The sequence below is a fragment of the Pseudomonas sp. NPDC089392 genome (assembly GCF_044749595.1).
GTDB lineage: Bacteria > Pseudomonadota > Gammaproteobacteria > Pseudomonadales > Pseudomonadaceae > Aquipseudomonas.
Window position 1 is genome coordinate 13,557 of the sequence record NZ_JBIVIF010000036.1, and the last position, 19,036, is coordinate 32,592.

Below are 19,036 nucleotides of genomic sequence, written 5' to 3' on the forward strand. Positions count from 1 at the left end.
CTACGAAGGCTGTGCTTCTACAGACCGCCGGCCACAAGCAATGGTTTTACTGGATCAGTTGGCCAGCAGGTAACCGCTGCGACACACCTGCTCGCCGGCGACATGGGCGATGACCATGCCGGCGGTGGCCATGCGCCGTACGCTGCGCGCATACAGCAGGCCAGGCTGGCTGTTGTGTACCGCAGTCACGCGGTCGCTGAGCGGGTCGATGACTTCGGCGATCAACTGGCCGGCCTCCAGGTGCTGGCCCGGTTTGGCGTGATACACCAGCAAGCCGCCCAGTGGTGTCGCCACGGGTTCCACGGCAGCCAGTGGCGTGGCAGGGCAGAGCAAGGCGGGCATGGCGGCGCTGGAGCCCTCGATAACACCCGCGTGGGTGAGGAAGTCGAGTATCGCCTGGCAGTCCTTGCTGGCCAGGTCATGGCTGACATCCGCCTGGCCACGTAGCTCGACCGTCACCGAACAGCAGCCCAGCGGGACCGGGAAGCGCTTGCCGAAGCGTTGCTGCAACTGCCACCAGACCAGGCTGAAGCACTCATCGAATGACTGCCCGCCCGAGTCGGTGGCCAGCAGGCTGGCCTGGGCGCCCAGGTAGCGGGCCAGCGGCTCGATTTGCGGCCAGGCGTCTGGTGTGGTGTACAGGTGCTCGACCGCCTCGAAATCGCAGTGCAGGTCCAGCACCATGTCGGCATCGCACGCCAGGCGCTGGAGGATCAGGCGCTGGGCCTGCAGCGGTGTGCGCGCAGGGTGCGCGTCCAGCCCACGGCGCAGGTATTCGCGGATCAGCGCAATGTTGTGCGCCGGGTCCTGGTTCAGGTGTTCTTCGACCTGGTCGCCGATGCTGTCCGACAAATCGACGAAGTTGCGGTTGAAGTTTTCACCGCTTTGCAGTTCGAAGCGCCCCAGTGGCGCATCCAGCAGCACTTGCTCCAGGCCCACCGGGTTGGCCACCGGCACCAGGATGATCTCGCGCTGCAGCCGGCCCTGCTGTTCCAGTTCCGCCAGGCGGCGCTTGAGGTGCCAGGCTACCAGCATGCCCGGCAGTTCGTCGGCGTGCAGTGAGGCCTGGATATAAACCTTGCCGCCACCACGGGGGCCGAAGTGGAAGCTGTGCAACTGGCGGGTGATGCCCGGAACGGGGGAGAGCAGGTCGTGGGTTGAATGGTGCATGTTGGTCCTGGCTGCGTGGCGAAAACGGTCTGCGACACGGGTCGGCACACAGATAGAAGCACAGTTTTTGGCCTTGCGCCTCCATCGGTGTTGCCCTGAGCACCGGGTTGGCTTCTTCGCGGGTGAACCCGCTCCCACAGACAGCTAGTGTGTATCACCTGTGTGCGGGTTTACCCGCGAAGAAGCCAACCCGGTCGCAAATTCTTCTCAGGCCAGCAATGCCTGCAAGCTCGCCAGGTCATCCGCCTCTTCCACCGGCTTGTCCAGCCGCCAGCGCAGCATGCGCGGAAAGCGCACGGCAATACCGCTCTTGTGGCGCCGGGACAGCGCGATGCCTTCAAAGCCCAGCTCGAACACCAGTGTTGGCGTTACGCTGCGCACCGGGCCAAAGGTGTCCACCGTGGTTTTGCGGATGATGGCGTCGACCTTGCGCATTTCTTCGTCACTGAGCCCTGAATAGGCCTTGGCAAACGGCACCAGCGCCCGCCCCGGCGTGCCGGCCGGTGTATCCCACACGGCGAAGGTGTAATCGCTGTACAGGCTTGCCCGGCGGCCGTGGCCGCGCTGGGCATAGATCAGCACGGCATCGACGCTGAACGGGTCGATTTTCCACTTCCACCAAGTGCCCATGTCCTTGGTACGCCCCACGCCGTACAGGGCCTCGCGCTGCTTGAGCATCAGGCCTTCGACCCCCAGGCTGCGCGACTGCTCGCGCTGGCGGGCAAGGTCGTCCCAGCCGGGGCCTTCCAGCAGCGGCGACAACAGCACAGGCGCCAGTGGGCACTCAACCACCAGGCGTTCCAGTTGGCGACGGCGTTCATGCTGTGGTCGGTTGCGCCAGTCCTCGCCTCGCCACTCCAACAGGTCATAGGCCTGCAGCACCACTGGAGCATCGTTCAGCAGCTTCTTGCCCAGCGTTTTGCGCCCAATGCGCTGCTGCAACACGGCAAAAGGCTGCACCGCCAGTTCAGCGCCTGTACCACCTGGCTTCCAGACCAGAATCTCACCGTCCAGCACCACGCCATCGGGCAGCGTCTGCGCCAGGCTGTGCAGTTCGGGGAAGCGGTCGGTCACCAGTTCTTCGCCGCGCGACCAGACCCACAGCTGGCCCTCGCGCTTGACCACCTGGGCGCGAATGCCGTCCCACTTCCACTCGATTTGCCAATCGCTTGGCGGTCCGAGCAGGGTATCGAATTGATCGGTGGGAATTTGCAGCGGGTGGGCCAGGAAGAATGGGTAGGGCTGGCCGCCACGCTGGCTGTGTTCATCGGCGGACTCGGCGGCGATCAGCTTCTGGTAACTGGCTGCCGTGGGGCGATGGCCGATGTCGGTGTAGCCGACCAGGCGCTGGGCCACGCGTTTGACATCTAGCCCGGCCAGTTGCGCCAGGGCCCGGGTCACCAGCAGTTTGGACACGCCCACGCGAAAACTACCCGTGATCAGCTTCAGGCACAGCATCAGGCTGGGGCGCTCCAGCTGCGCCCAGAGCGGCTGCAGGTGCTGCTGGATCTGTTCAGGCGGTAGCCCGCGCAAGGGCAGCAAGTGCTGTTCCACCCAGATAGCCAGGCCTTCTTCGCTGCCATCGGCGTGTAGCGGCAGCAGCAGCGAAATGGTCTCGGCCAGGTCGCCCACGGCCTGATAGCTTTCTTCGAACAGCCAGTCCGGCAGGCCGGCCAGGGCCGTGGCCAGTTCGCGCAAAAGACGCGTGGGCACCAGCTGGCGCGGGCGCCCGCCGGCCAAAAAGTACACCGCCCAGGCGGCATCTTCGGCAGGGGCCGTGGCGAAGTAATCTCGCAGTGCGTCGAGCTTGGCGTTGCTGGAGGTGGTCGCATCCAGGCGCATGTACAACGTGGCGAAGGCTTTCATGGCGCCGGCTCGGCATTCGGTACGTCGTCTTCCTCGCCATACTCGGTGACGAAGGCGCGGGCATCCAGGCCTTGTTCGTTGAGGTAGCGCACCAAGACGTTGACCGAACCATGAGTGACCATCACCCGTTCGGCACCGGTCTGGCCGATGGCCCAGAGCAGGCCGGGCCAGTCGGCATGGTCGGAAAGCACGAAGCCTCGGTCCACGCCGCGCCGCCGGCGGGTGCCGCGCAGCAGCATCCAGCCGCTGGCGAAGGCATCGCTGTAGTCGCCGAAACGGCGCATCCAGCTGCTGCCGCCGGCCGACGGCGGGGCCAGCACCAGTGCCTGACGCAGCAGCGGGTCGTTGCGTGGGATATCGCCGGCATAGCGGGTTTCTGGCAGCTGGATACCGGCGTCGCGGTACACCCGGTTGAGCGGCTCGACGGCGCCGTGCACAAGGATCGGCCCGATGCTGGCGTCCAGCCCATGCAGAATCCGCTGGGCCTTGCCGAAGGCGTAGCAGAACAACACGCTGGCCTTGCCCTGTACGCAGTTTGCACGCCACCAGGCATTGATACCGGCAAAGATCTCTGCCTGGCTGGGCCAGCGGTAGATCGGCAGGCCGAAGGTCGATTCGGTGATGAACGTGTGGCAGGGCACCGGTTCGAAAGGTGTGCAGGTGCCATCGGGCTCGACTTTGTAATCACCGGAGGCGACCCACACTTCACCCTGGTACTCCAGGCGCACCTGCGCCGAGCCCAGCACATGCCCGGCCGGGTGCAGGCTCAAGGTTACGCCATGGTGCAGCAGGCGTTCGCCGTAAGGCAGAGTCTGCAAATTGATGTCCTGGCCCAGGCGGCTGCGCAGGATGCCAGCGCCGGGGCTGGCGGTCAGGTAATGGCCATTGCCGGTACGTGCATGGTCGCCGTGGCCATGGGTGATCACGGCGCGGTCCACGGGCCGCCACGGGTCGATATAGAAATCACCGGGCGGGCAGTACAGGCCTTCGGGGCGGGCGATGACGAGGTCCATGGCGCAACGTCTGGGAAGGGGCTTGCTAGCTCAGAGTGTTGCCGGCTGCGGGAAGTTCGAAGTGTGAGGCAGCCCTCGCAAGGGCTGCCTGGTCTGCATCAGGAAATTGCAATCTTCCAGCCTGACAGCCTCGCTTCCTCGATGCCGACCTTGGCAACCCGGGCGATGTTCAGGCGTTTGCCGTCATGCATCAGGTAGGGGGCAATATGGAGGTAATCCCAGACAGTTTCAGCATTGTCTGGCAGCAGATCCTCGGCGTCATAAGTGATTTCCAAGGTTGCCGGCGAAGTGCCGGCAGGGGCGCAGGCATCACCGTCGGTGATCATCCGGTAGTCGGCGATTTCGGTACCTACCCAAAGTTGCGCATTAACGGTAGCGCCAGCTGGAACTTCGAGGGTATCGGGCCAGGAAATTTCGATTTTCAGGGTTTCTGTAGCCATGGTTATCATCCTCTTGATGGAAAGGTGCCGTACTTGTCGTGAACAGTGCGGCGCCGAGGATGCTAGAGAGCTGGGCGGTCGGTCGTAAGTTGGAAACGATTCGTTAGCGACCGAGCGGGCAGTACCAGGCTTCGGGGGGGGGCGATGACCAGGTCCATGGTATGGGCGTTCGTTGTCGCAAGTGAAATGGACTACGCGCTGTTCAGAAATGCCGAAACTCCATTTGCGGTTAACTGTGTGCTGCCAAGGACAGTCATTTCAAGGTTTATTTAGAGGGACACGTGATGATTTTCGAGTATCCGGTCGTCGTTCATCAAGAAGAGGGCAATGCCTGGGTGAGTTGTCCCGATGTGCCTGAGATGGCCTGCGCTGGTGATACGCCGGAGGAGGCATTGTTCGATGCCGTGGATGCCTTGGAGTCCGCGCTTTCGTTCTATGTGGATCAAAAGCAGGCTATCCCGCTCCCTGCAATTGCAACAGCAGGTCAACCCGTCGTACGCCTGCCAGCCCTGACGGCAGCGAAGGCGGCGTTGTGGAACACCATGGTGGCACAAAAAGTCAGCAAGACCGAGATGGCGCGCCGACTAGGAGTGAATCGCCCCCAGGTCGATCGCCTGGTCGACTTGTTGCACCGCTCCAAGATCGAACAGGTCGAGTATGCGCTGCATGTGTTGGGGCAGCGGATCGAGCTTTCAGTTGTAGCTGTTTAGTGCAAAGCCTGAGCCGCCACGGGTGGCGGCTCAGGCTGACAGGGTTACTTGCCGGGCACCAAGGTCAAACGCTGGTTGCCATACGCCCGCCCAAAGTTCTGCTGCTGCAGCGGCAGGCTCATGAAGCGCCCTTTGAACCAGGCATCCAGCCCGTCGCTGTAATGCGCGCTGGCCGGGTTGCCGGACTGACCGCTGCTGGTCAGCACCTGCAACGGTTCGGCCTGGCCGAAGTCGACGATCATCCGTGCCGAGGCTGGCAGGCGGGTGTCGAAGTCGCTGCCCCAGGCGTACGGCGTCAGGGCCTGGGTAGTGAAGTCGCCGCCTGCGGCCAGCGGCGAACGGCTGATGGCATCGCCCAGGCCATGGTAGGCCGGTGCCGGCCAGCGGTACTGGTGCAGCTTGCCCCACTGCCAGGCGCGGCGGTCTGCCCCCAGTTGTGCGGTGCCGGCATCCACTGCGCCCGCCAGGCTGCGGGCGAGAATGGCTGGCTTGTCTTCCTTCTGCGGGGTGCTGCGGTCATCCCAGAACGGGCTGTCGTCGCGCCCTAACAGGTGATCGGCCTGCGCCGAGAACGACAACCGCGCATTGCTGACGAACGCCTGCCAGGCCGGGCCGGACTCCGGGACCAGGTCATCGAGGAAGGTCTGCCGTGCCACTTCCTGAAGGAACAGCTCGTACAGTGCGGCATCCGCCGACACCGGGCTCAGGCGGCCATCAAAGGCCTTGAGCCGGGTCAGTGCATCGCGGGCCTTGTCGCGCTGTGCCGCGGGCAGGGCATCAATCGCCTGTTTGAGCGGCTGGGCCATGCCGGGTGCGTCGAACATCTGCTTGAGCTTGTCGGCCAGCAGGGTGACCTGATCGTTCTGCAGGGCCATCATGCTGCGGCTGTCGTGGCGGCCATTGCCGGCCAGCTGGGCCAGGCGCTCGGCGCGCTCGGGGTAATACCAGGTGCTGGACAGCTGCATGCCATAGCCGCGTGGCAGGCTGCGCTGGTTGGCATGGCCGATCCAGCCGGCGGGTGGGTCCTGGTCGTAGGGGTGCAGCATCGGGTCGGCATAGCCGTCCCAGTCATAGCGCCCGTCCCAGCCCGGCGAAGGCAGCAGGCCCTGGCCTTCGCGGCGATTTGGGTAGCGGCCACTGACTTGCCAGCCAATATGCTCGGGTTCGGCGAACACGAAGTTCAGGGCAGCGGCAGTCACTTCACGCGTGCTGTCGAACGCCCGCTCCACGTTGCTGGCCCGGGTCAGATTGAACAGCGCATCCAGGCTGCGGTCATCCTTGAACTGCGGCAGGTTCAGCGCCAGGCCCAGGCTGGCGCTGTCTGGCTGGGCCAGCAGGGTGCCATGGCGGGTGTCGTACATCACTTCGCGCAGCGGCCGCTGGCCACGGACAAAGAAGGTTTCGCTACGGGCGCGGGCCGGCAGCCATTTACCATCGGCCAGATAACTCAGTTGGTTCCCCTGACGACGCAGTTGCTCCAGGTACAGGTCCTGGTTGTCGGCCATGACCGCGCTGCTGCTCCAGGCCAGCTTGCCGTTATAGCCGGCCAGCACAATCGGCAGGCCGGGCAGCGACAGGCCGGCGACCTGGTACTTGCCGGTGTGGATTTGCACCGGGCTCAGCGCCCAGGCGGCGCGGCTGTCGCTGGCCAACAGGCTCTTGCCGCTGCGGCTGCGTTGCGGGCCGAGGGCCAGGTTGGCCGAGCCTGGGCTGCCGAGCAGGTCAAGGTCAGCCAGCTTCTGGCTGGCAGCTGCCAGGGCGGGCAGCCCCGGCAACTGGCTGGCCAGGTTCAGGCCCTTGAGCTTGTCCACTTCGCTTTCGGCCAGCGGTTCGTCCGGGGCGCCGGGTAGCAGCCAGGCCAGCTTGTCGCTACCGGCTTTCTGCGCCAGGGTCAGGGCGCTCAGCTCCTCTTGCAGGTTTACCGACTGGCTGAAGGCATACAGGCTGAAGATCAGCGCCGAGTCTTCAGGCTTCCAGTATTCGGGGCGGTAGCCACTGTTGGCCAGGCCAGCGGGCAGCTTGTCGCGGTAGCGGAACAGGTAGGCGTTGACCCCACGTGCATACACCTCGAAGAAGCGCTTGAGCCTTGGCGATGCGTCCGCGTACTGCTGGGCGGCGCTCTGCTTGAGGTTGGCGGCACGCATCAGGCGGTCGATGTCCAGCGCTTCGCTGCCGGCCAGTTCGGCCAGGCGGCCCTGGGCAAGCAGGCGCATGGCGAGCATCTGCTCGATGCGGTCACCGGCATGCACATAGCCCAGGCTGAACAGCGCGTCATGGAAACTGCTGCTTTCGATCAGCGGTGCACCCATGGCGTTACGCCGTACCGAAACGTTCTGTGCCAGGCCCTTGAGCGGCTGCACGCCGCTGGTCGGTGGCACGCTGTCCTGGTAGCCGCCCGTCTGGCAGCCGGCCAGCCCGAGCATGCCGAGCAGCGTGGCAGCGGTTGCGAACCGCGGGCGGAAGGGAGGAAAGGCGGGGGCGGCCATGACAAGGGCTCCTGCAAGGCGAGGCGAGTGTGGAAAGGCGCTAAGGTAGTAAGCACGCAGGCGCCATGCAAGGTCCCTCGGCGCTTTATTTTTTGAGCTTGGCGTTGGGCGTGTGGTGCCTTTGAGATCGAGCGCCGCCCGCGCGGCGCTTCGCGGCACAAGGCCGCTCCCACATCTGTTTCGGGCCAATGTCTCCTGGGCCAGAGGCGCGCGCACCCTGGGTGTATGGCTGGAGATTGATGTAGAGCGACTGCGCCCCCTTCGATATCGAAGGGTACAAACAAGGCGGACAGCGGTGACCTCACAGAAGTGACTGGCCCGAAACAGACAGTGGGAGCGGGCTTGTCCCGCGAAGCGCCGCGCGGGCGGCGCTCGATCTGTGCATCACCTCAAATCCCCCGCCATGCACCTGGATGCCCTAACTCCACCTCCCCGACAAGCCAATCGCAGCCACCTATCCCCAGCGAATGCGCTGGCGGCTGTGGCGATGAATGGCCAGGGATACTGGCCCGCAGGCCCGGCCTCTTCGCGGGTGAACCCGCTCCTACGACGGCCTGTGCCGAGCCACCGATGTGTGTATGCACCCCCGATCAATGTAGGAGCGGGTTCATCGAGGCGTCGAACCGCCGCGAATGCGGTGGTGGCTGCGACGGTAAAAGGCCAGGGATATTGGCCAGCAGGCCCGGCCTCTTCGCGGGTGAACCCGCTCCTACGACGGCCTGTGCCGAGCCTCAGATGTGTGTATGCACCCCCGATCAATGTAGGAGCGGGCTCATCGAGGCGTCGAACCGCCGCGAATGCAGTGGCGGGTGCAACGGTGAATGGCCAGGGATACTGGCCAGCAGGCCCGGCCTCTTCGCGGGTGAACCCGCTCCTACGACGGTCTGTGCCGAGCCACCGAGGTGTGTCCACCACCGATCAATGTAGGAGCGGGTTCACCCGCGAATGCGGTGGCGGCTGCGACGGTAAATGGCCAGGGATATTGGCCCGCAGGCCCGGCCTCTTCGCGGGTGAACCCGCTCCTACGACGGCCTGTGCCGAACCTCAGATGTGTGTATGCACCCCCGATCAATGTAGGAGCGGGTTCATCGAGGCGTCGAACCGCCGCGAATGCGGTGGCGGCTGCGACGGTAAATGGCCAGGGATATTGGCCCGCAGGCCCGGCCTCTTCGCGGGTGAACCCGCTCCTACAACGGCCTGCGCCGTACCACCGAGGTGTCTGCAGCACCGATCAATGGCGCGAGCTTCGCTCGCGATGCGCCGCGCGGGCGGCGCTCGATTTACGCACCACCTCTAAACTCAAGGCAGGCACTCAAACCCTGAAATGCTCAGCCACGGTGTCGGAAAAGTGCGTGCAATTGATGCGCGCAAAACGTTGGTAGTTACGGCTGACCGCGAACGCCGAACCCGGCATCAATAGCACTTTGTGTTGCTCCAGCTTGTGCATGAAAGGTTGCAGGTCTGCCAGGTCGGGGTGGTATACCCACAGGAACATGCCACCTTGCGGCGTTATATCGAACTGCCAGCCACGCTCCAGCAACAAACGCTGGGATTGCGCCTGCTGGCGGATCAGGCGCTGCTGCACGTCATTCATGTGCCGGGCATAGGTGCCGTCGGACAAGATGGTGTTGACGAAGCGTTCGCAAAACGCCGGGACGGCCACGCAGGTCAGCAACTTCAGGCGTATCAGCGGTTCGATCAGCGCTGCCGAGCAGGCGATGTAGCCCACCCGCAACGACGCAGACAGGCATTTGGAGAAGCTGCCGATGTAGATGACCCGCTCAAGGTTGTCCAGTTCGGCAAAAGTCTGGCGCACGCCTGGGCTGAAGTCGCCGTATACATCATCTTCGACCACGAAGAAGTCATGCTCCACCGCCAGGCGCAAGACACTGAAGGCATTGTGTGGGCTCAGGTTGCCGCCGGTCGGGTTGTGGAACGTGCTGTTGCAGAAGAACGCCCTGACCTTGTGTTTGGCCAGGTAGTTTTTCATGTCCTCCACGTCCGGCCCGTCCTGGCCGCGGCGGACCCCGACCACATGGCCGCCGGCCAACTGGATCAGCTTGATCAGGTTGCCATTGCCGGGCTCGTCGACGAACACGTGATCGCCTGGCTTGATCAGCAACCGCGCCACCAGGTCCAGTGCTTGCGTGGCGCCCAGCGTGGTCAGCAATTGCTGCGGCCGGGCATCGACACGGGTCAGGCGTTTCAGGTGCACGCACAACTGCTTGCGCATGGGCAGGTAACCCTGGATATCGCCATATTCCGCCAGCGAACTCTGCTCCAGCCGCGCCGTGCGCCGAATCGCCTTGGTCAGTAGCTCGGTGTCACGCCAGGCGGGTGGCAGCCAGCCGCTGCCCAGTTTGGTGTACTGCTGGCCACCCTGCAGCAGCTTGAACAGCGGGTCGCCGGCCATTGCGTTGGGGGCATCCACCGGGCTTGCCTGCCGGGAGTGGCCAGCAACGAAATAGCCGCGACCGGGGACGGCCGTCAATACGCCTTCACTGACCAGCCGGGCGTAGCTGGAGACAACGTCGTGATAACTGCAGCCGACCGCAGCTGTCAGCTTGCGGATCGACGGCATGCGCTGCCCGGGTAGCCACTCGCCGGCTTCGAGGCGCTGTTTCAACTGTTCATGAAGGCTTTGCGGGCGCATGGCAGGTCCAGCAGCTGTTAGAAAAAACAGCCTAACAGTTAAGCGGAAAGCGCGTCGACTGTTCGCGCCCCAGGCCACGGCAGATGCGACCATGCACCTATCGCACTCATCGCGATGCCAAGAACGGCCCATCCACCTACCGTGAGCACACGCCATGACCAGCACACTTCCGCGGCGCACGTATCTGTATTTCACTGCGCAGTCGATCAACCTGACCACTGCCGTGATGTCGGTGACCATGGCGGCGATCGTCGGGGCGGCACTGGCGCCTGCCGCCACATGGTCCACGGTGCCGTATGGTTTCCAGTTCCTCTGCCTGATGCTGACCACCTATCCGGTCTCCAGGCTTATGAGCCGTATTGGTCGCAAACACGCGTTCATGCTGGGCTCCATACCCTTGGCCGTATCGGGTGTCACGGGCTACCTGGCCGTGCAGTACCAGAACTTCCCGACCCTGGTCATCAGCCATTCGGCATTGGGCATCTATATTGCGTTCGCCAACTTCAACCGCTTTGCGGCCACCGACAACCTGGCCCAAAGCCTGAAACCCAAGGCGCTGTCCCTGGTGGTGGCTGGCGGGGTGATCGCCGCCGTTGTCGGGCCAGCCCTTACCGAGTGGCTGCGCGACCTGGGCGGGTATCCGCTGTTTTCGCTGTGTTACGCCGCGTTTGTCGGCCTGGCGGTGATGTCCTTGCTGATAGCTGCCTGCCTGCCCAGCGATGCCGTAAGGGCCGGCCATGAACGTGCGGCAAAGCCCGCCGACGCGACCTCGGAGCCGCTGAGCCCGGTGGTGGTCGTGGCCATGGCGGTTGCCGCGCTGGGCTACGGCATCATGAATTTGCTGATGATTCAGGCGTCGATGCACATGAAGCACATGCATGAGGACTTTTCCGATGTGCGCCTGGCAATCCAGTGGCATGTGATTGCCATGTTTGCGCCGTCGTTCTTTACCGGTGCCATCATTCACAAACTCGGGGTCAGAACCACCATCTGCGCAGGCCTGGGCCTGTTGATCTGTTGCACGGCGATGAACATGTGGTCGCACAGCTACGCGATGATGACTCTGTCGCTGATAGCCCTTGGCCTTGGCTGGAACCTGACTTACGTAGGGGGCGGGGCGCTGTTGGCGCAAGCGCTGCAAAACAGCCCGGCAGCGATGCAGATGCAGGGCAAGAACGATCTGGCCATTGCGGTTTTTGCCACGGTGGGTGCGTTCAGCCCATCACTGCTGCTGGGTACGGTTGGCTGGGACGGCACCAATGCCATTTGCATGGCCCTGTGCTTCGTGCTGTTGCTGGCTACCGCCGGGCTGTTGCAGCGCAAGGTAACCGGGCCTGCTGGGGCCAACTAGCTGAGGTGGCCCCGCCTGCGGCTCACAGCGAGGCCCTGTGTGGGGCTGCGCAAGCGCTGTTCAGGTCAGGCGCCGTGGCACTTCTTGAACTTTTTCTGGCTGCCGCACGGGCACGGGTCGTTACGGCCAACGTCCTTCAGGGCGTTGCGTACCGGCTCCTGGTGGCCGTGGTTGCAGTGCGGGCCGTGTACATGGCCGTGATCGTGGTGGTGGTCATGATCATGATCGTGGTTGCAGTCAGGGCCATGAACGTGGGGTTGTTGGGACATTGCAGGGTTACTCCGGTTTGAGATCGCCGGGGATTATCTCACCACTGCGCGACAAGTGCAGGTCCCGATGGAACAGCAACCCGGTCGCCAGCTCGCCCTGCAGGGTGTAATGCAGCGGTTGCTCGCTTCTCAGCAGCTTGGCCAGTGGCTTGAGGTGCTGCCACAGGTTGGTCCGCGCGGTGATCTTGAAGGTACGCCGGGCATGCCCGCCCACGCTGCGCCATACACTGGTTTCATCCTGTACCAGCAGCAGGTCGTTGAGGCGTATCGCATACGACAGGTTGCGGATGAACAGGCGGCTGTCATTGGGGTTGTCTACCCGCAGGTGCAACACGAACTCCTGCTCCAGCAACCTGGCCTTGACCGTCTCGACCTCGACCAGGTGTACCTCGGGTTCGCGCCAATCGTCACCGCCCCAGCTGGCACAGCCTGCCAGCAGCGCCATCAGGGTGCAGAGCAACAGCAGGCCAGCGCGGGCGGTCATGCTCAGCTACCCACGTAACTGGCGCAGCATTTCTTGAACTTCTGCCCGCTGGCGCAGGGGCAGGGGTCGTTGCGCCCGGCCTTCAGCCCTACCGTGGGGTCGATGAAGTACCAGCGCCCGGCATGCTGGACGAACGCCGAGCGTTCGCGGTGCTGGTGGTCGCCCTCCTGATCGTGCCAACGGGCGGTGAAGGTGACAAACCCGTGTTCGGGTTGGCCGCCCAGCACTTCTGCGCTTTCCACCTCCAGGCCCAGCCAGGTGCTCTGGGCGCTCCAGGAAGCCATGGCGTCGCGGTCCAGGCCCGTTTGCTGGGCCGGCAGGGTGGTGGCTACCAGGTAGTCGACCAGGCCCAGCACATAGGCACTGTAGCGTGAGCGCATCAGCGTCTGGGCATCCGGTGCCGGGGTGCCGGCATGGTAGTGCCCGCAGCAGGCGTCGAGCAGGTTGCCACTGCCACAAGGGCAGACCGAGACACTCATCATCACCACCAGTACTTGCCGAAGTTTTGAGGGTTGGCCCAGAACTTGGCGTTGAGCCAGTCCGGGACCTGCTTGTAGTCATGTAGATCATAGGTGAACAGGCTCAAAACCTGCTGGTCACGGCGAAATCTCTCGCTGGCCGACAGTGCCAGGGCAAAAAAGTCGGTGTCTTGCCAACCGCTCGCGGCCAGGTCGGCCAGCACTGCAACCCGGCTGGCATTGAGGTTGCGAATGCCGCCGAGCAGTTCCAGGCCAGTGCGCTTGGGCAGGTGTTCCAGGCAGTCCACCAGTACTGCCAGATCAAAGCGCTGGGCTGCCAGTTCGGCTGGCAGCGGGCCAGGGGCGGCAGTGGCGATCGTCACCTGCGGGTGCGCCTGGACAAAGGCGTCCAGCGCAGGGAAACGCGTGCCCACCAGCAGCAGGCGTTGCGGGGTGAAGCGCTCTAGCAGGGCCGCCAGGGCCTGCTGCGGGGTGCGTTGGGAAAAACCTTCGGTCATTGCCATTCCTCGTTCAAGTCGTCCAAGACTAGCGGGCCGCAGCGTGTGGGCAAAGAGGCATGTGACCACGTCGTGGCTTATAGCTGGCAGGGATGGAATGTGCGGTCTTTACTGCCATTGATCGGCCTTATGCCGATCCCCCCTTGGAGAAGCAATGAAATGAGCATAGTACGCACAGCGTTACCCCTGGTACTGCTCACCAGTGTGTTGACTGGTTGTGCAGGTTTGCAAAAAACCGACTGGCCGAAGTGTGCCGCCGTCGGGGGTGTAGGCGGCGCTGCCCTGGGCGCCATCGAGAGTTCCACCTGGGCTGGCTGGGGCGCGTTGCTGGGCGGTGGCCTGGCGGCGGGCTACTGCTGGGCCCATGGCGATGGTGACGAAGATGGCGACGGCGTGCCAGACAGCCGTGACAAGTGCCCGGGCACCCCGCGCGGTGTTCAGGTCGATGCCAACGGCTGCCCGCCGCAACCGGCTGCGGTGGTCGAGGAAGTGGTGGTACAGAAGGAAGAAGTCATTGTCATCCGCGACGTGCACTTCGAATTTGATTCTGCGCGCCTGACCGCCAGTGACAAAGAGCGCCTCAATACCATTGCCACACGCCTGAAACAGGAAGCACCTTCTGCACGCCTGAGCGTCAGCGGCCATACCGACAGCGTCGGCTCCGACAGTTACAACCAGAAACTGTCCGAACGCCGTGCCCACTCGGTGACCGAATACCTGATCGAGAGTGGCGTACCGCGCAGCAGCTTCGTTTCGGTGGTAGGTGCGGGTGAAACCCAACCGGTGGCAGACAATGCCACGGCCGAAGGGCGTTCCATGAACCGCCGTACCGAGATCAAGATCCAGCGGTAAAACGGCATGCGCCCGTGCCTTGAGCAGTGGCGCGGGCGTGCCTTTCTGCCGGTAAGCCGTTAGAGGCCAATGACACAAGGAGCATTCAGCATGAGTGTGACGTCGAAGGCGGCACTGCCGCTGCTGGTGGCCGCCAGCCTGCTCGCGGGCTGCGCCACCCACAGCGATGGCAGCGCGCCCCTCAACCAAAGGACATGGCCTATCTGCAGTGTGCTGGGCGGCCTGGTAGGTGGCGGCCTGGGCGCCATCGAAAGTTCAACCTGGGCCGCTGCTGGCGGCGCGTTGGGCGCTGTCGCCGGGGGCCTGATCTGTTTCGCCCAGGATGGTGACGAAGATGGCGACGGCATTTTCGACCGCCGCGATCGCTGCCCCGATACCCCTGCCAACACCCCGGTCGACCATATGGGCTGCCCGCTTAAGCAGTACCCGGCAGCGCCCCCTGTCCCTGAAGCTGAACGCGCGCCAGAGGTGATCATCCTGGATGACAACGGCGCGGTGATGTTCGCCTTTGATTCCGCCGAGCTGACCCCGGCCGCCCAGCAGCGCCTGCAAGGCCTGGTAGAAAAACTCAATGCGCCGACTGTGGCCAAGGTCAGGGTGGTCGGGCATACCGACAATGTCGGCTCCGACAGCTATAACCAGGCACTTTCCGAACGCCGGGCCAGCAGTGTCGCCGAGTTCCTTATCAGCCAGGGACTGGAGCCCGGCAAAGTTACCAGCCAGGGCCGCGGCGAAAGTGAACCGGTTACCGACAACGAAAGCGAAGAGGGCCGCACCCGCAACCGACGCGTGGAACTGCACCTTGACTGAGCGGTGCTGGCCCCTTCCTTGGCATTGCAGTTAATGTTGGTCGCACGGCCTGCTCGAACGGGCCATCTCGACATAACAACAATCAAAAGGGACGGGTATGAAGTTCATCCTGGGCCTGGGCAAGGTCCTGACGGTCGTTTTCTGGGGGGTGGTGTTGTTCAACCAGTTGATGCCACAACCCTTGCCCTTCAATCTGCTGATCAACGCCACCGGCATCGCCTTGCTGGGCCTGCACCTGCTTGAAGTGCTGTTCTTCAACCGCAGTTTGCGTGGCCGCAGCCACCGCTGGTTCGACCGTTTGCAGATCCTGTTGACGGGCATTTTCCATATCATGTCCATTCCCCGTGCGCAGGAGGCGCCGCGAAATGCGTAATCTGATGTTGCTGGCCATGTTGGCCGCTCCCCTGGCCCAGGCCGAAAGCCTGGAGGTCGCCAGTAATTCCATGGTGCGCCTGCCCGACAGTTCCGCCAGCGTGCATCTGACGCACTTGCGTGTCGCGGATGCGGCAACCCTGATGCTGCCCGCCACGCTTGCAGAATTGAAGGTCGACCAACTGGAGCTGGGGCGTGATGCGCGTATCGCCGTTGCACCTTCTGATAAGCCTTTGCTGATCGAGGCACGTAGCGTGCGGCTGGCTGAGGGCAGTGAGTTCAGCGCCACCGGGGCGGCGGGTAGTTACCAGCGGGCAGCCCGCTCGGGCCGCAGCCTGGACCTGAAACTGGTAGAAGTGGATGCCGAGCGGGTGGCGATCGATGCCCGCGGTGGCGCCGGTGCCCCGGGTTACGTGGGGCTCGATGGTGCCAACGGCCAGGCCGGTGGCTGCGCCTGGGGCCAGGCCAGCCGTGGCGCCAATGGTGATGACGGCGGCAACGGGCACGATGGCGCGCCGGGCGGGCGCATTCGCCTGAGCTTGCCGCAGGGCTTCCCGCATGAGCGCATCGTGGTACGCCTGGACGGCGGTGCACCGGGCAAGGCCGGAGCGGCAGGCAAGGCCGGTAAGGGCGGGGCGAGCAAAGGTTGCCTGGTGTACCGCACCGATGCAGGGGCCAATGGCCAGCCGGGGCAACCGGGTCAGCCTGGCTTGGCGGGGGCAGCGGGGGAGTTGATCCTGCAGCGCCTGTGAAAACCTGTGCTGGCCCTATTGCCGGCAAACCAGCCCTCACCCCGACCGCAGCGGCCGCAAGCCCTGTGCAGTCCCTGTGGGAGCTGGCTTGCCGGCGATAGGGCCGGTGCAGGCAGCATCAGATCATCAAGCGCGAACTGGCCACCGCGACCACGGCCAGCCCCAGCAGCAGGTTGATACCGACCATCCGCCGAATCCGCCCCAGCACCGCCGCACCCGTCGGCCAGTCCTCGGCCTGTACCGCCGCCTTCAGTTCCGGCAGCAGCAACGCCTGAATGCGCATAAATAAGGCAAACATGGCGATCCCGCCGCCGATCATCACCTGCACGTACTTCGGCGCCGTCTCGAAACCGCTGAAGCGCATGTGCAACATGCCGATACCACTTATCGCCAAAATCGCCACCGCCAGCCAGACCCAGACGAAGAAGCGTCGGAAAACTTCCACCCACAAGCGCAGCCGCGCAGGCCCCTCAAGGGCTGCAACCGTTGCCGGGCGCAGCACCAGCCAGGCGAAGAACATGCCGCCGACCCATACCAGGGCGGCCAGAACATGCAGTGTGTAGGGCAGGGCAAAGGCGAGCATCCGGATCTCCATGCGGCACAAAGGGCAATAGCGGGGTATGATAGCCGCCCCATGCGAAACACTGAAAATATATCCAGCCCTCCGGGCGCTTGCAGACCATGATCAGCAACGAACTCAAAGCCACCATCCAGGGCGCCTACTCGCGTTTTCTCGAAGCCAAGAGCCTCAAGCCGCGCTATGGCCAGCGCCTGATGATCGCCGAAGTGGCCAAGGTACTTGGCGACATCGCCTGCGACGATGAAGGCCGCCGCGCCGGCGAGCCTGCCGTGGTCGCGGTAGAGGCGGGCACCGGTACCGGCAAGACGGTCGCCTACGCGCTGGCCGCGATCCCGGCCGCCAAAGCCGCCGGCAAGCGCCTGGTGATCGCCACTGCGACCGTTGCCCTGCAGGAGCAGATCGTCATCAAGGACCTGCCCGACCTGATGCGCAGCAGCGGGCTCAACTTCAGCTTCGCCCTGGCCAAGGGCCGTGGCCGCTACCTGTGCCTGTCCAAGCTCGACATCCTGCTGCAGGAGGGTCACGCCCAGTCGGCCACCGCCCAGCTGTTCGAGGAAGAAGGCTTCCACATCGAAGTCGACGAGCGTAGCCAGAAGCTGTTCAACAGCATGGTCGAGAAGCTTGCCGGCAACCGTTGGGACGGTGACCGCGACAGCTGGCCCGAAGCCCTGGAAGACCAGGACTGGGCGCGCCTGACCACCGACCACAGCCAGTGCACCGGCCGCCACTGCCCGAACTTCCAGCAATGCGTCTTCTACAAGGCGCGTGAAGGCATGGGCAAGGTCGACGTGATCGTCACCAACCACGACATGGTCCTGGCCGACCTGGCCCTGGGCGGCGGTGCGGTGTTGCCCGACCCGCGCGACACCATGTACGTGTTCGACGAAGGCCACCACCTGCCAGACAAGGCCATTGGCCATTTCGCCCATTATTCGCGCCTGCGCTCGACTGCCGACTGGCTGGAACAGACCGCCAAGAACCTGACCAAGCTGCTGGCCCAGCACCCGCTGCCCGGTGACCTGGGCAAGTACATCGAGCAGGTGCCCGAGCTGGCGCGGGAAGTGCGTACCCAGCAGCAGTTCATGTTCACCCTGTGTGAACAGGTTGCCGACTTCCGCCCCAGCGAGGACACCGAAGGGCGCGAGCGCCCGCGCTACCGCTTTGAAGGTGGCGTGGTGCCAGAGCAGATTCGCGAAGTGGGCATCGAGCTGAAGAAAGGCTTTGCCCGCCTCAACGACCTGTTCACCCGCCTGGCCGACCTGCTCAAGGAAGGCATGGACGGCGAGGTCAACATCGGTATCGCCAGCCACCAGGCCGAGGAGTGGTACCCGCTGTTCGGCAGCCTGGTCACCCGTGCCCAGGGCAACTGGGAATTGTGGACGGCCTTTACCGCCGAAGACCCGGAAGACAGCCCGCCCATGGCCCGCTGGCTGACCCTGGCCGAGAGCGGTGCTTTGTTCGATATCGAGGTCAACGCCAGCCCAATCCTTGCAGCCGAAATGCTCCGCCGCAGCCTGTGGAGCGTTGCCCACGGTGCGCTGGTGACGTCGGCGACGTTGACCGCGCTGGGCAAGTTCGACCGCTTCCGCATGCGCTCGGGGTTGCCGCGTGATGCGGTCACCTGCGTGGTGCCCAGCCCGTTCGTGCATGGCGATGCCGGCCTGCTGCGGGTCCCCGACCTCAAGGCCGACCCACGTGATGCGGCGGCGCACACCGCGGCAATCATCCGCGAGCTGCCGAATATCGTCGAAGATGCCCGCGGCGCGCTGGTGCTGTTCTCCTCGCGCAAGCAGATGCAGGACGTGTTCGACGGCCTGGACCGTGACTGGCGCAAGCTGGTGCTGATCCAGGGCAACCTGTCCAAGCAGGAAACCCTGAACAAGCACAAGGCGCGGGTCGACGATGGCCAGCACAGCGTATTGTTCGGCCTGGCCAGCTTTGCCGAAGGTGTCGACTTGCCGGGTGCGTACTGCGAGCACGTCGTCATCGCCAAAATCCCTTTTTCCGTGCCCGACGACCCGGTCGAGGCCGCGTTGTCGGAGTGGATCGAGGCCCGCGGCGGCAACCCGTTCATGGAAATTGCCGTGCCAGACGCCTCGCTGAAGCTGATCCAGGCCTGCGGCCGCCTGCTGCGCACCGAGCAGGATCGCGGCGTCATCACCTTGCTTGACCGGCGCCTGGTCACCCAGCGCTACGGCAAGGCTATCCTCAATGCGCTGCCGCCGTTCCGGCGGGAGATTTCCTGACCGCCG

At 64.2% G+C, this 19,036-nt stretch carries 18 protein-coding genes; 7 read left to right on the forward strand and 11 right to left on the reverse strand.

Features of this window, described 5'->3' with window-relative positions:
* Positions 1-54: 54 nt before the first annotated feature.
* The 4 genes from ACIP1G_RS24305 to ACIP1G_RS24320 form a co-directional block, all read right to left on the reverse strand.
* Entirely contained in the window at positions 55-1,170 is a 1,116-nt protein-coding gene (locus tag ACIP1G_RS24305) for a succinylglutamate desuccinylase/aspartoacylase family protein (protein WP_400741453.1), read from the reverse strand.
* Between the two features lie 207 nt (positions 1,171-1,377).
* On the reverse strand, positions 1,378-3,036 hold the full coding sequence (locus ACIP1G_RS24310; protein WP_400741456.1) for an ATP-dependent DNA ligase: 1,659 nt from the start codon (positions 3,034-3,036) through the stop codon (positions 1,378-1,380).
* Complete coding sequence (locus ACIP1G_RS24315; RefSeq protein ID WP_400741457.1) at positions 3,033-4,049, reverse strand: ligase-associated DNA damage response exonuclease; 1,017 nt, start codon at positions 4,047-4,049, stop codon at positions 3,033-3,035. The genes ACIP1G_RS24310 and ACIP1G_RS24315 overlap by 4 nt, the downstream gene beginning before the upstream one ends.
* 98 nt (positions 4,050-4,147) lie before the next feature.
* Positions 4,148-4,489, reverse strand: a complete 342-nt coding sequence (locus tag ACIP1G_RS24320; protein WP_400741460.1) for a hypothetical protein — start codon at positions 4,487-4,489, stop codon at positions 4,148-4,150.
* 284 nt (positions 4,490-4,773) lie between these two features.
* On the opposite strand from ACIP1G_RS24320, the gene ACIP1G_RS24325 reads away from it, so the two are divergent.
* Positions 4,774-5,199, forward strand: coding sequence for a type II toxin-antitoxin system HicB family antitoxin (locus ACIP1G_RS24325; RefSeq protein WP_400741462.1), 426 nt, complete (start codon positions 4,774-4,776; stop codon positions 5,197-5,199).
* A 44-nt stretch (positions 5,200-5,243) separates the two neighbouring features.
* On the opposite strand, the gene ACIP1G_RS24330 is transcribed toward ACIP1G_RS24325, so the two are convergent.
* Together ACIP1G_RS24330 and ACIP1G_RS24335 are read right to left on the reverse strand one after the other, a co-directional pair.
* Positions 5,244-7,685, reverse strand: a complete 2,442-nt coding sequence (locus ACIP1G_RS24330) for a penicillin acylase family protein (RefSeq protein ID WP_400741465.1) — start codon at positions 7,683-7,685, stop codon at positions 5,244-5,246.
* A gap of 1,312 nt (positions 7,686-8,997) precedes the next feature.
* Positions 8,998-10,338 (reverse strand): PLP-dependent aminotransferase family protein, encoded by a 1,341-nt coding sequence (locus tag ACIP1G_RS24335; RefSeq protein WP_400741468.1) that lies wholly within the window; start codon positions 10,336-10,338, stop codon positions 8,998-9,000.
* A gap of 154 nt (positions 10,339-10,492) precedes the next feature.
* Here ACIP1G_RS24335 and ACIP1G_RS24340 point away from each other — a divergent pair, with 154 nt between their 5' ends.
* Positions 10,493-11,689: an MFS transporter gene (locus ACIP1G_RS24340; RefSeq protein WP_400741470.1), complete on the forward strand. Its 1,197-nt coding sequence runs from the start codon at positions 10,493-10,495 to the stop codon at positions 11,687-11,689.
* Positions 11,690-11,754: 65 nt separating this feature from the next.
* Here ACIP1G_RS24340 and ACIP1G_RS24345 read toward each other — a convergent pair whose 3' ends face one another.
* From ACIP1G_RS24345 to ACIP1G_RS24360, 4 genes are read right to left on the reverse strand one after another with little or no spacing between them, the layout of a single operon-like run.
* On the reverse strand, positions 11,755-11,958 hold the full coding sequence (locus ACIP1G_RS24345; RefSeq protein WP_400741472.1) for an SEC-C metal-binding domain-containing protein: 204 nt from the start codon (positions 11,956-11,958) through the stop codon (positions 11,755-11,757).
* 7 nt (positions 11,959-11,965) lie between these two features.
* Positions 11,966-12,442, reverse strand: coding sequence for an LEA type 2 family protein (locus ACIP1G_RS24350; RefSeq protein WP_400741475.1), 477 nt, complete (start codon positions 12,440-12,442; stop codon positions 11,966-11,968).
* 2 nt (positions 12,443-12,444) lie between these two features.
* Complete coding sequence (locus tag ACIP1G_RS24355) at positions 12,445-12,921, reverse strand: YchJ family protein (RefSeq protein WP_400741478.1); 477 nt, start codon at positions 12,919-12,921, stop codon at positions 12,445-12,447.
* Between the two features lie 2 nt (positions 12,922-12,923).
* Complete coding sequence (locus ACIP1G_RS24360; RefSeq protein WP_400741481.1) at positions 12,924-13,418, reverse strand: DUF6231 family protein; 495 nt, start codon at positions 13,416-13,418, stop codon at positions 12,924-12,926.
* A gap of 159 nt (positions 13,419-13,577) precedes the next feature.
* On the opposite strand from ACIP1G_RS24360, the gene ACIP1G_RS24365 reads away from it, so the two are divergent.
* The 4 genes from ACIP1G_RS24365 to ACIP1G_RS24380 all read left to right on the forward strand — a co-directional run bounded on the left by ACIP1G_RS24365 (position 13,578) and on the right by ACIP1G_RS24380 (position 16,204).
* Positions 13,578-14,270, forward strand: a complete 693-nt coding sequence (locus tag ACIP1G_RS24365) for an OmpA family protein (protein ID WP_400741483.1) — start codon at positions 13,578-13,580, stop codon at positions 14,268-14,270.
* Between the two features lie 90 nt (positions 14,271-14,360).
* Positions 14,361-15,080 (forward strand): OmpA family protein, encoded by a 720-nt coding sequence (locus ACIP1G_RS24370; RefSeq protein WP_400741486.1) that lies wholly within the window; start codon positions 14,361-14,363, stop codon positions 15,078-15,080.
* 97 nt (positions 15,081-15,177) lie between these two features.
* Positions 15,178-15,453, forward strand: coding sequence for a DUF1145 domain-containing protein (locus ACIP1G_RS24375; protein ID WP_400741489.1), 276 nt, complete (start codon positions 15,178-15,180; stop codon positions 15,451-15,453).
* Entirely contained in the window at positions 15,446-16,204 is a 759-nt protein-coding gene (locus ACIP1G_RS24380; RefSeq protein WP_400741491.1) for a collagen-like protein, read from the forward strand. Before ACIP1G_RS24375 ends, ACIP1G_RS24380 begins: the two co-directional genes overlap by 8 nt.
* A gap of 118 nt (positions 16,205-16,322) precedes the next feature.
* Here ACIP1G_RS24380 and ACIP1G_RS24385 read toward each other — a convergent pair whose 3' ends face one another.
* Positions 16,323-16,787 carry a CopD family protein gene (locus tag ACIP1G_RS24385; protein WP_400741494.1) on the reverse strand — a complete coding sequence of 155 codons (465 nt, stop codon included), beginning with the start codon at positions 16,785-16,787 and terminating at the stop codon, positions 16,323-16,325.
* A 98-nt stretch (positions 16,788-16,885) separates the two neighbouring features.
* Between ACIP1G_RS24385 and dinG the strand changes: the two genes are divergently transcribed.
* Positions 16,886-19,030, forward strand: coding sequence for an ATP-dependent DNA helicase DinG (gene dinG / locus ACIP1G_RS24390; RefSeq protein WP_400741496.1), 2,145 nt, complete (start codon positions 16,886-16,888; stop codon positions 19,028-19,030).
* Positions 19,031-19,036: the final 6 nt, after the last annotated feature.

Coding starts and splice junctions, on each gene's coding strand:
- ACIP1G_RS24385 (WP_400741494.1), bottom strand. CDS start 16,787: ATGCTCGCCTTTGCCCTGCCCTACACACTGCATGTTCTGGCCGCCCTG.
- dinG (WP_400741496.1), top strand. CDS start 16,886: ATGATCAGCAACGAACTCAAAGCCACCATCCAGGGCGCCTACTCGCGT.
- ACIP1G_RS24380 (WP_400741491.1), top strand. CDS start 15,446: ATGCGTAATCTGATGTTGCTGGCCATGTTGGCCGCTCCCCTGGCCCAG.
- ACIP1G_RS24355 (WP_400741478.1), bottom strand. CDS start 12,921: ATGAGTGTCTCGGTCTGCCCTTGTGGCAGTGGCAACCTGCTCGACGCC.
- ACIP1G_RS24350 (WP_400741475.1), bottom strand. CDS start 12,442: ATGACCGCCCGCGCTGGCCTGCTGTTGCTCTGCACCCTGATGGCGCTG.
- ACIP1G_RS24365 (WP_400741483.1), top strand. CDS start 13,578: ATGAGCATAGTACGCACAGCGTTACCCCTGGTACTGCTCACCAGTGTG.
- ACIP1G_RS24315 (WP_400741457.1), bottom strand. CDS start 4,049: ATGGACCTCGTCATCGCCCGCCCCGAAGGCCTGTACTGCCCGCCCGGT.
- ACIP1G_RS24375 (WP_400741489.1), top strand. CDS start 15,178: ATGAAGTTCATCCTGGGCCTGGGCAAGGTCCTGACGGTCGTTTTCTGG.
- ACIP1G_RS24335 (WP_400741468.1), bottom strand. CDS start 10,338: ATGCGCCCGCAAAGCCTTCATGAACAGTTGAAACAGCGCCTCGAAGCC.
- ACIP1G_RS24340 (WP_400741470.1), top strand. CDS start 10,493: ATGACCAGCACACTTCCGCGGCGCACGTATCTGTATTTCACTGCGCAG.
- ACIP1G_RS24330 (WP_400741465.1), bottom strand. CDS start 7,685: ATGGCCGCCCCCGCCTTTCCTCCCTTCCGCCCGCGGTTCGCAACCGCT.
- ACIP1G_RS24360 (WP_400741481.1), bottom strand. CDS start 13,418: ATGACCGAAGGTTTTTCCCAACGCACCCCGCAGCAGGCCCTGGCGGCC.
- ACIP1G_RS24370 (WP_400741486.1), top strand. CDS start 14,361: ATGAGTGTGACGTCGAAGGCGGCACTGCCGCTGCTGGTGGCCGCCAGC.
- ACIP1G_RS24310 (WP_400741456.1), bottom strand. CDS start 3,036: ATGAAAGCCTTCGCCACGTTGTACATGCGCCTGGATGCGACCACCTCC.
- ACIP1G_RS24325 (WP_400741462.1), top strand. CDS start 4,774: ATGATTTTCGAGTATCCGGTCGTCGTTCATCAAGAAGAGGGCAATGCC.
- ACIP1G_RS24345 (WP_400741472.1), bottom strand. CDS start 11,958: ATGTCCCAACAACCCCACGTTCATGGCCCTGACTGCAACCACGATCAT.
- ACIP1G_RS24320 (WP_400741460.1), bottom strand. CDS start 4,489: ATGGCTACAGAAACCCTGAAAATCGAAATTTCCTGGCCCGATACCCTC.
- ACIP1G_RS24305 (WP_400741453.1), bottom strand. CDS start 1,170: ATGCACCATTCAACCCACGACCTGCTCTCCCCCGTTCCGGGCATCACC.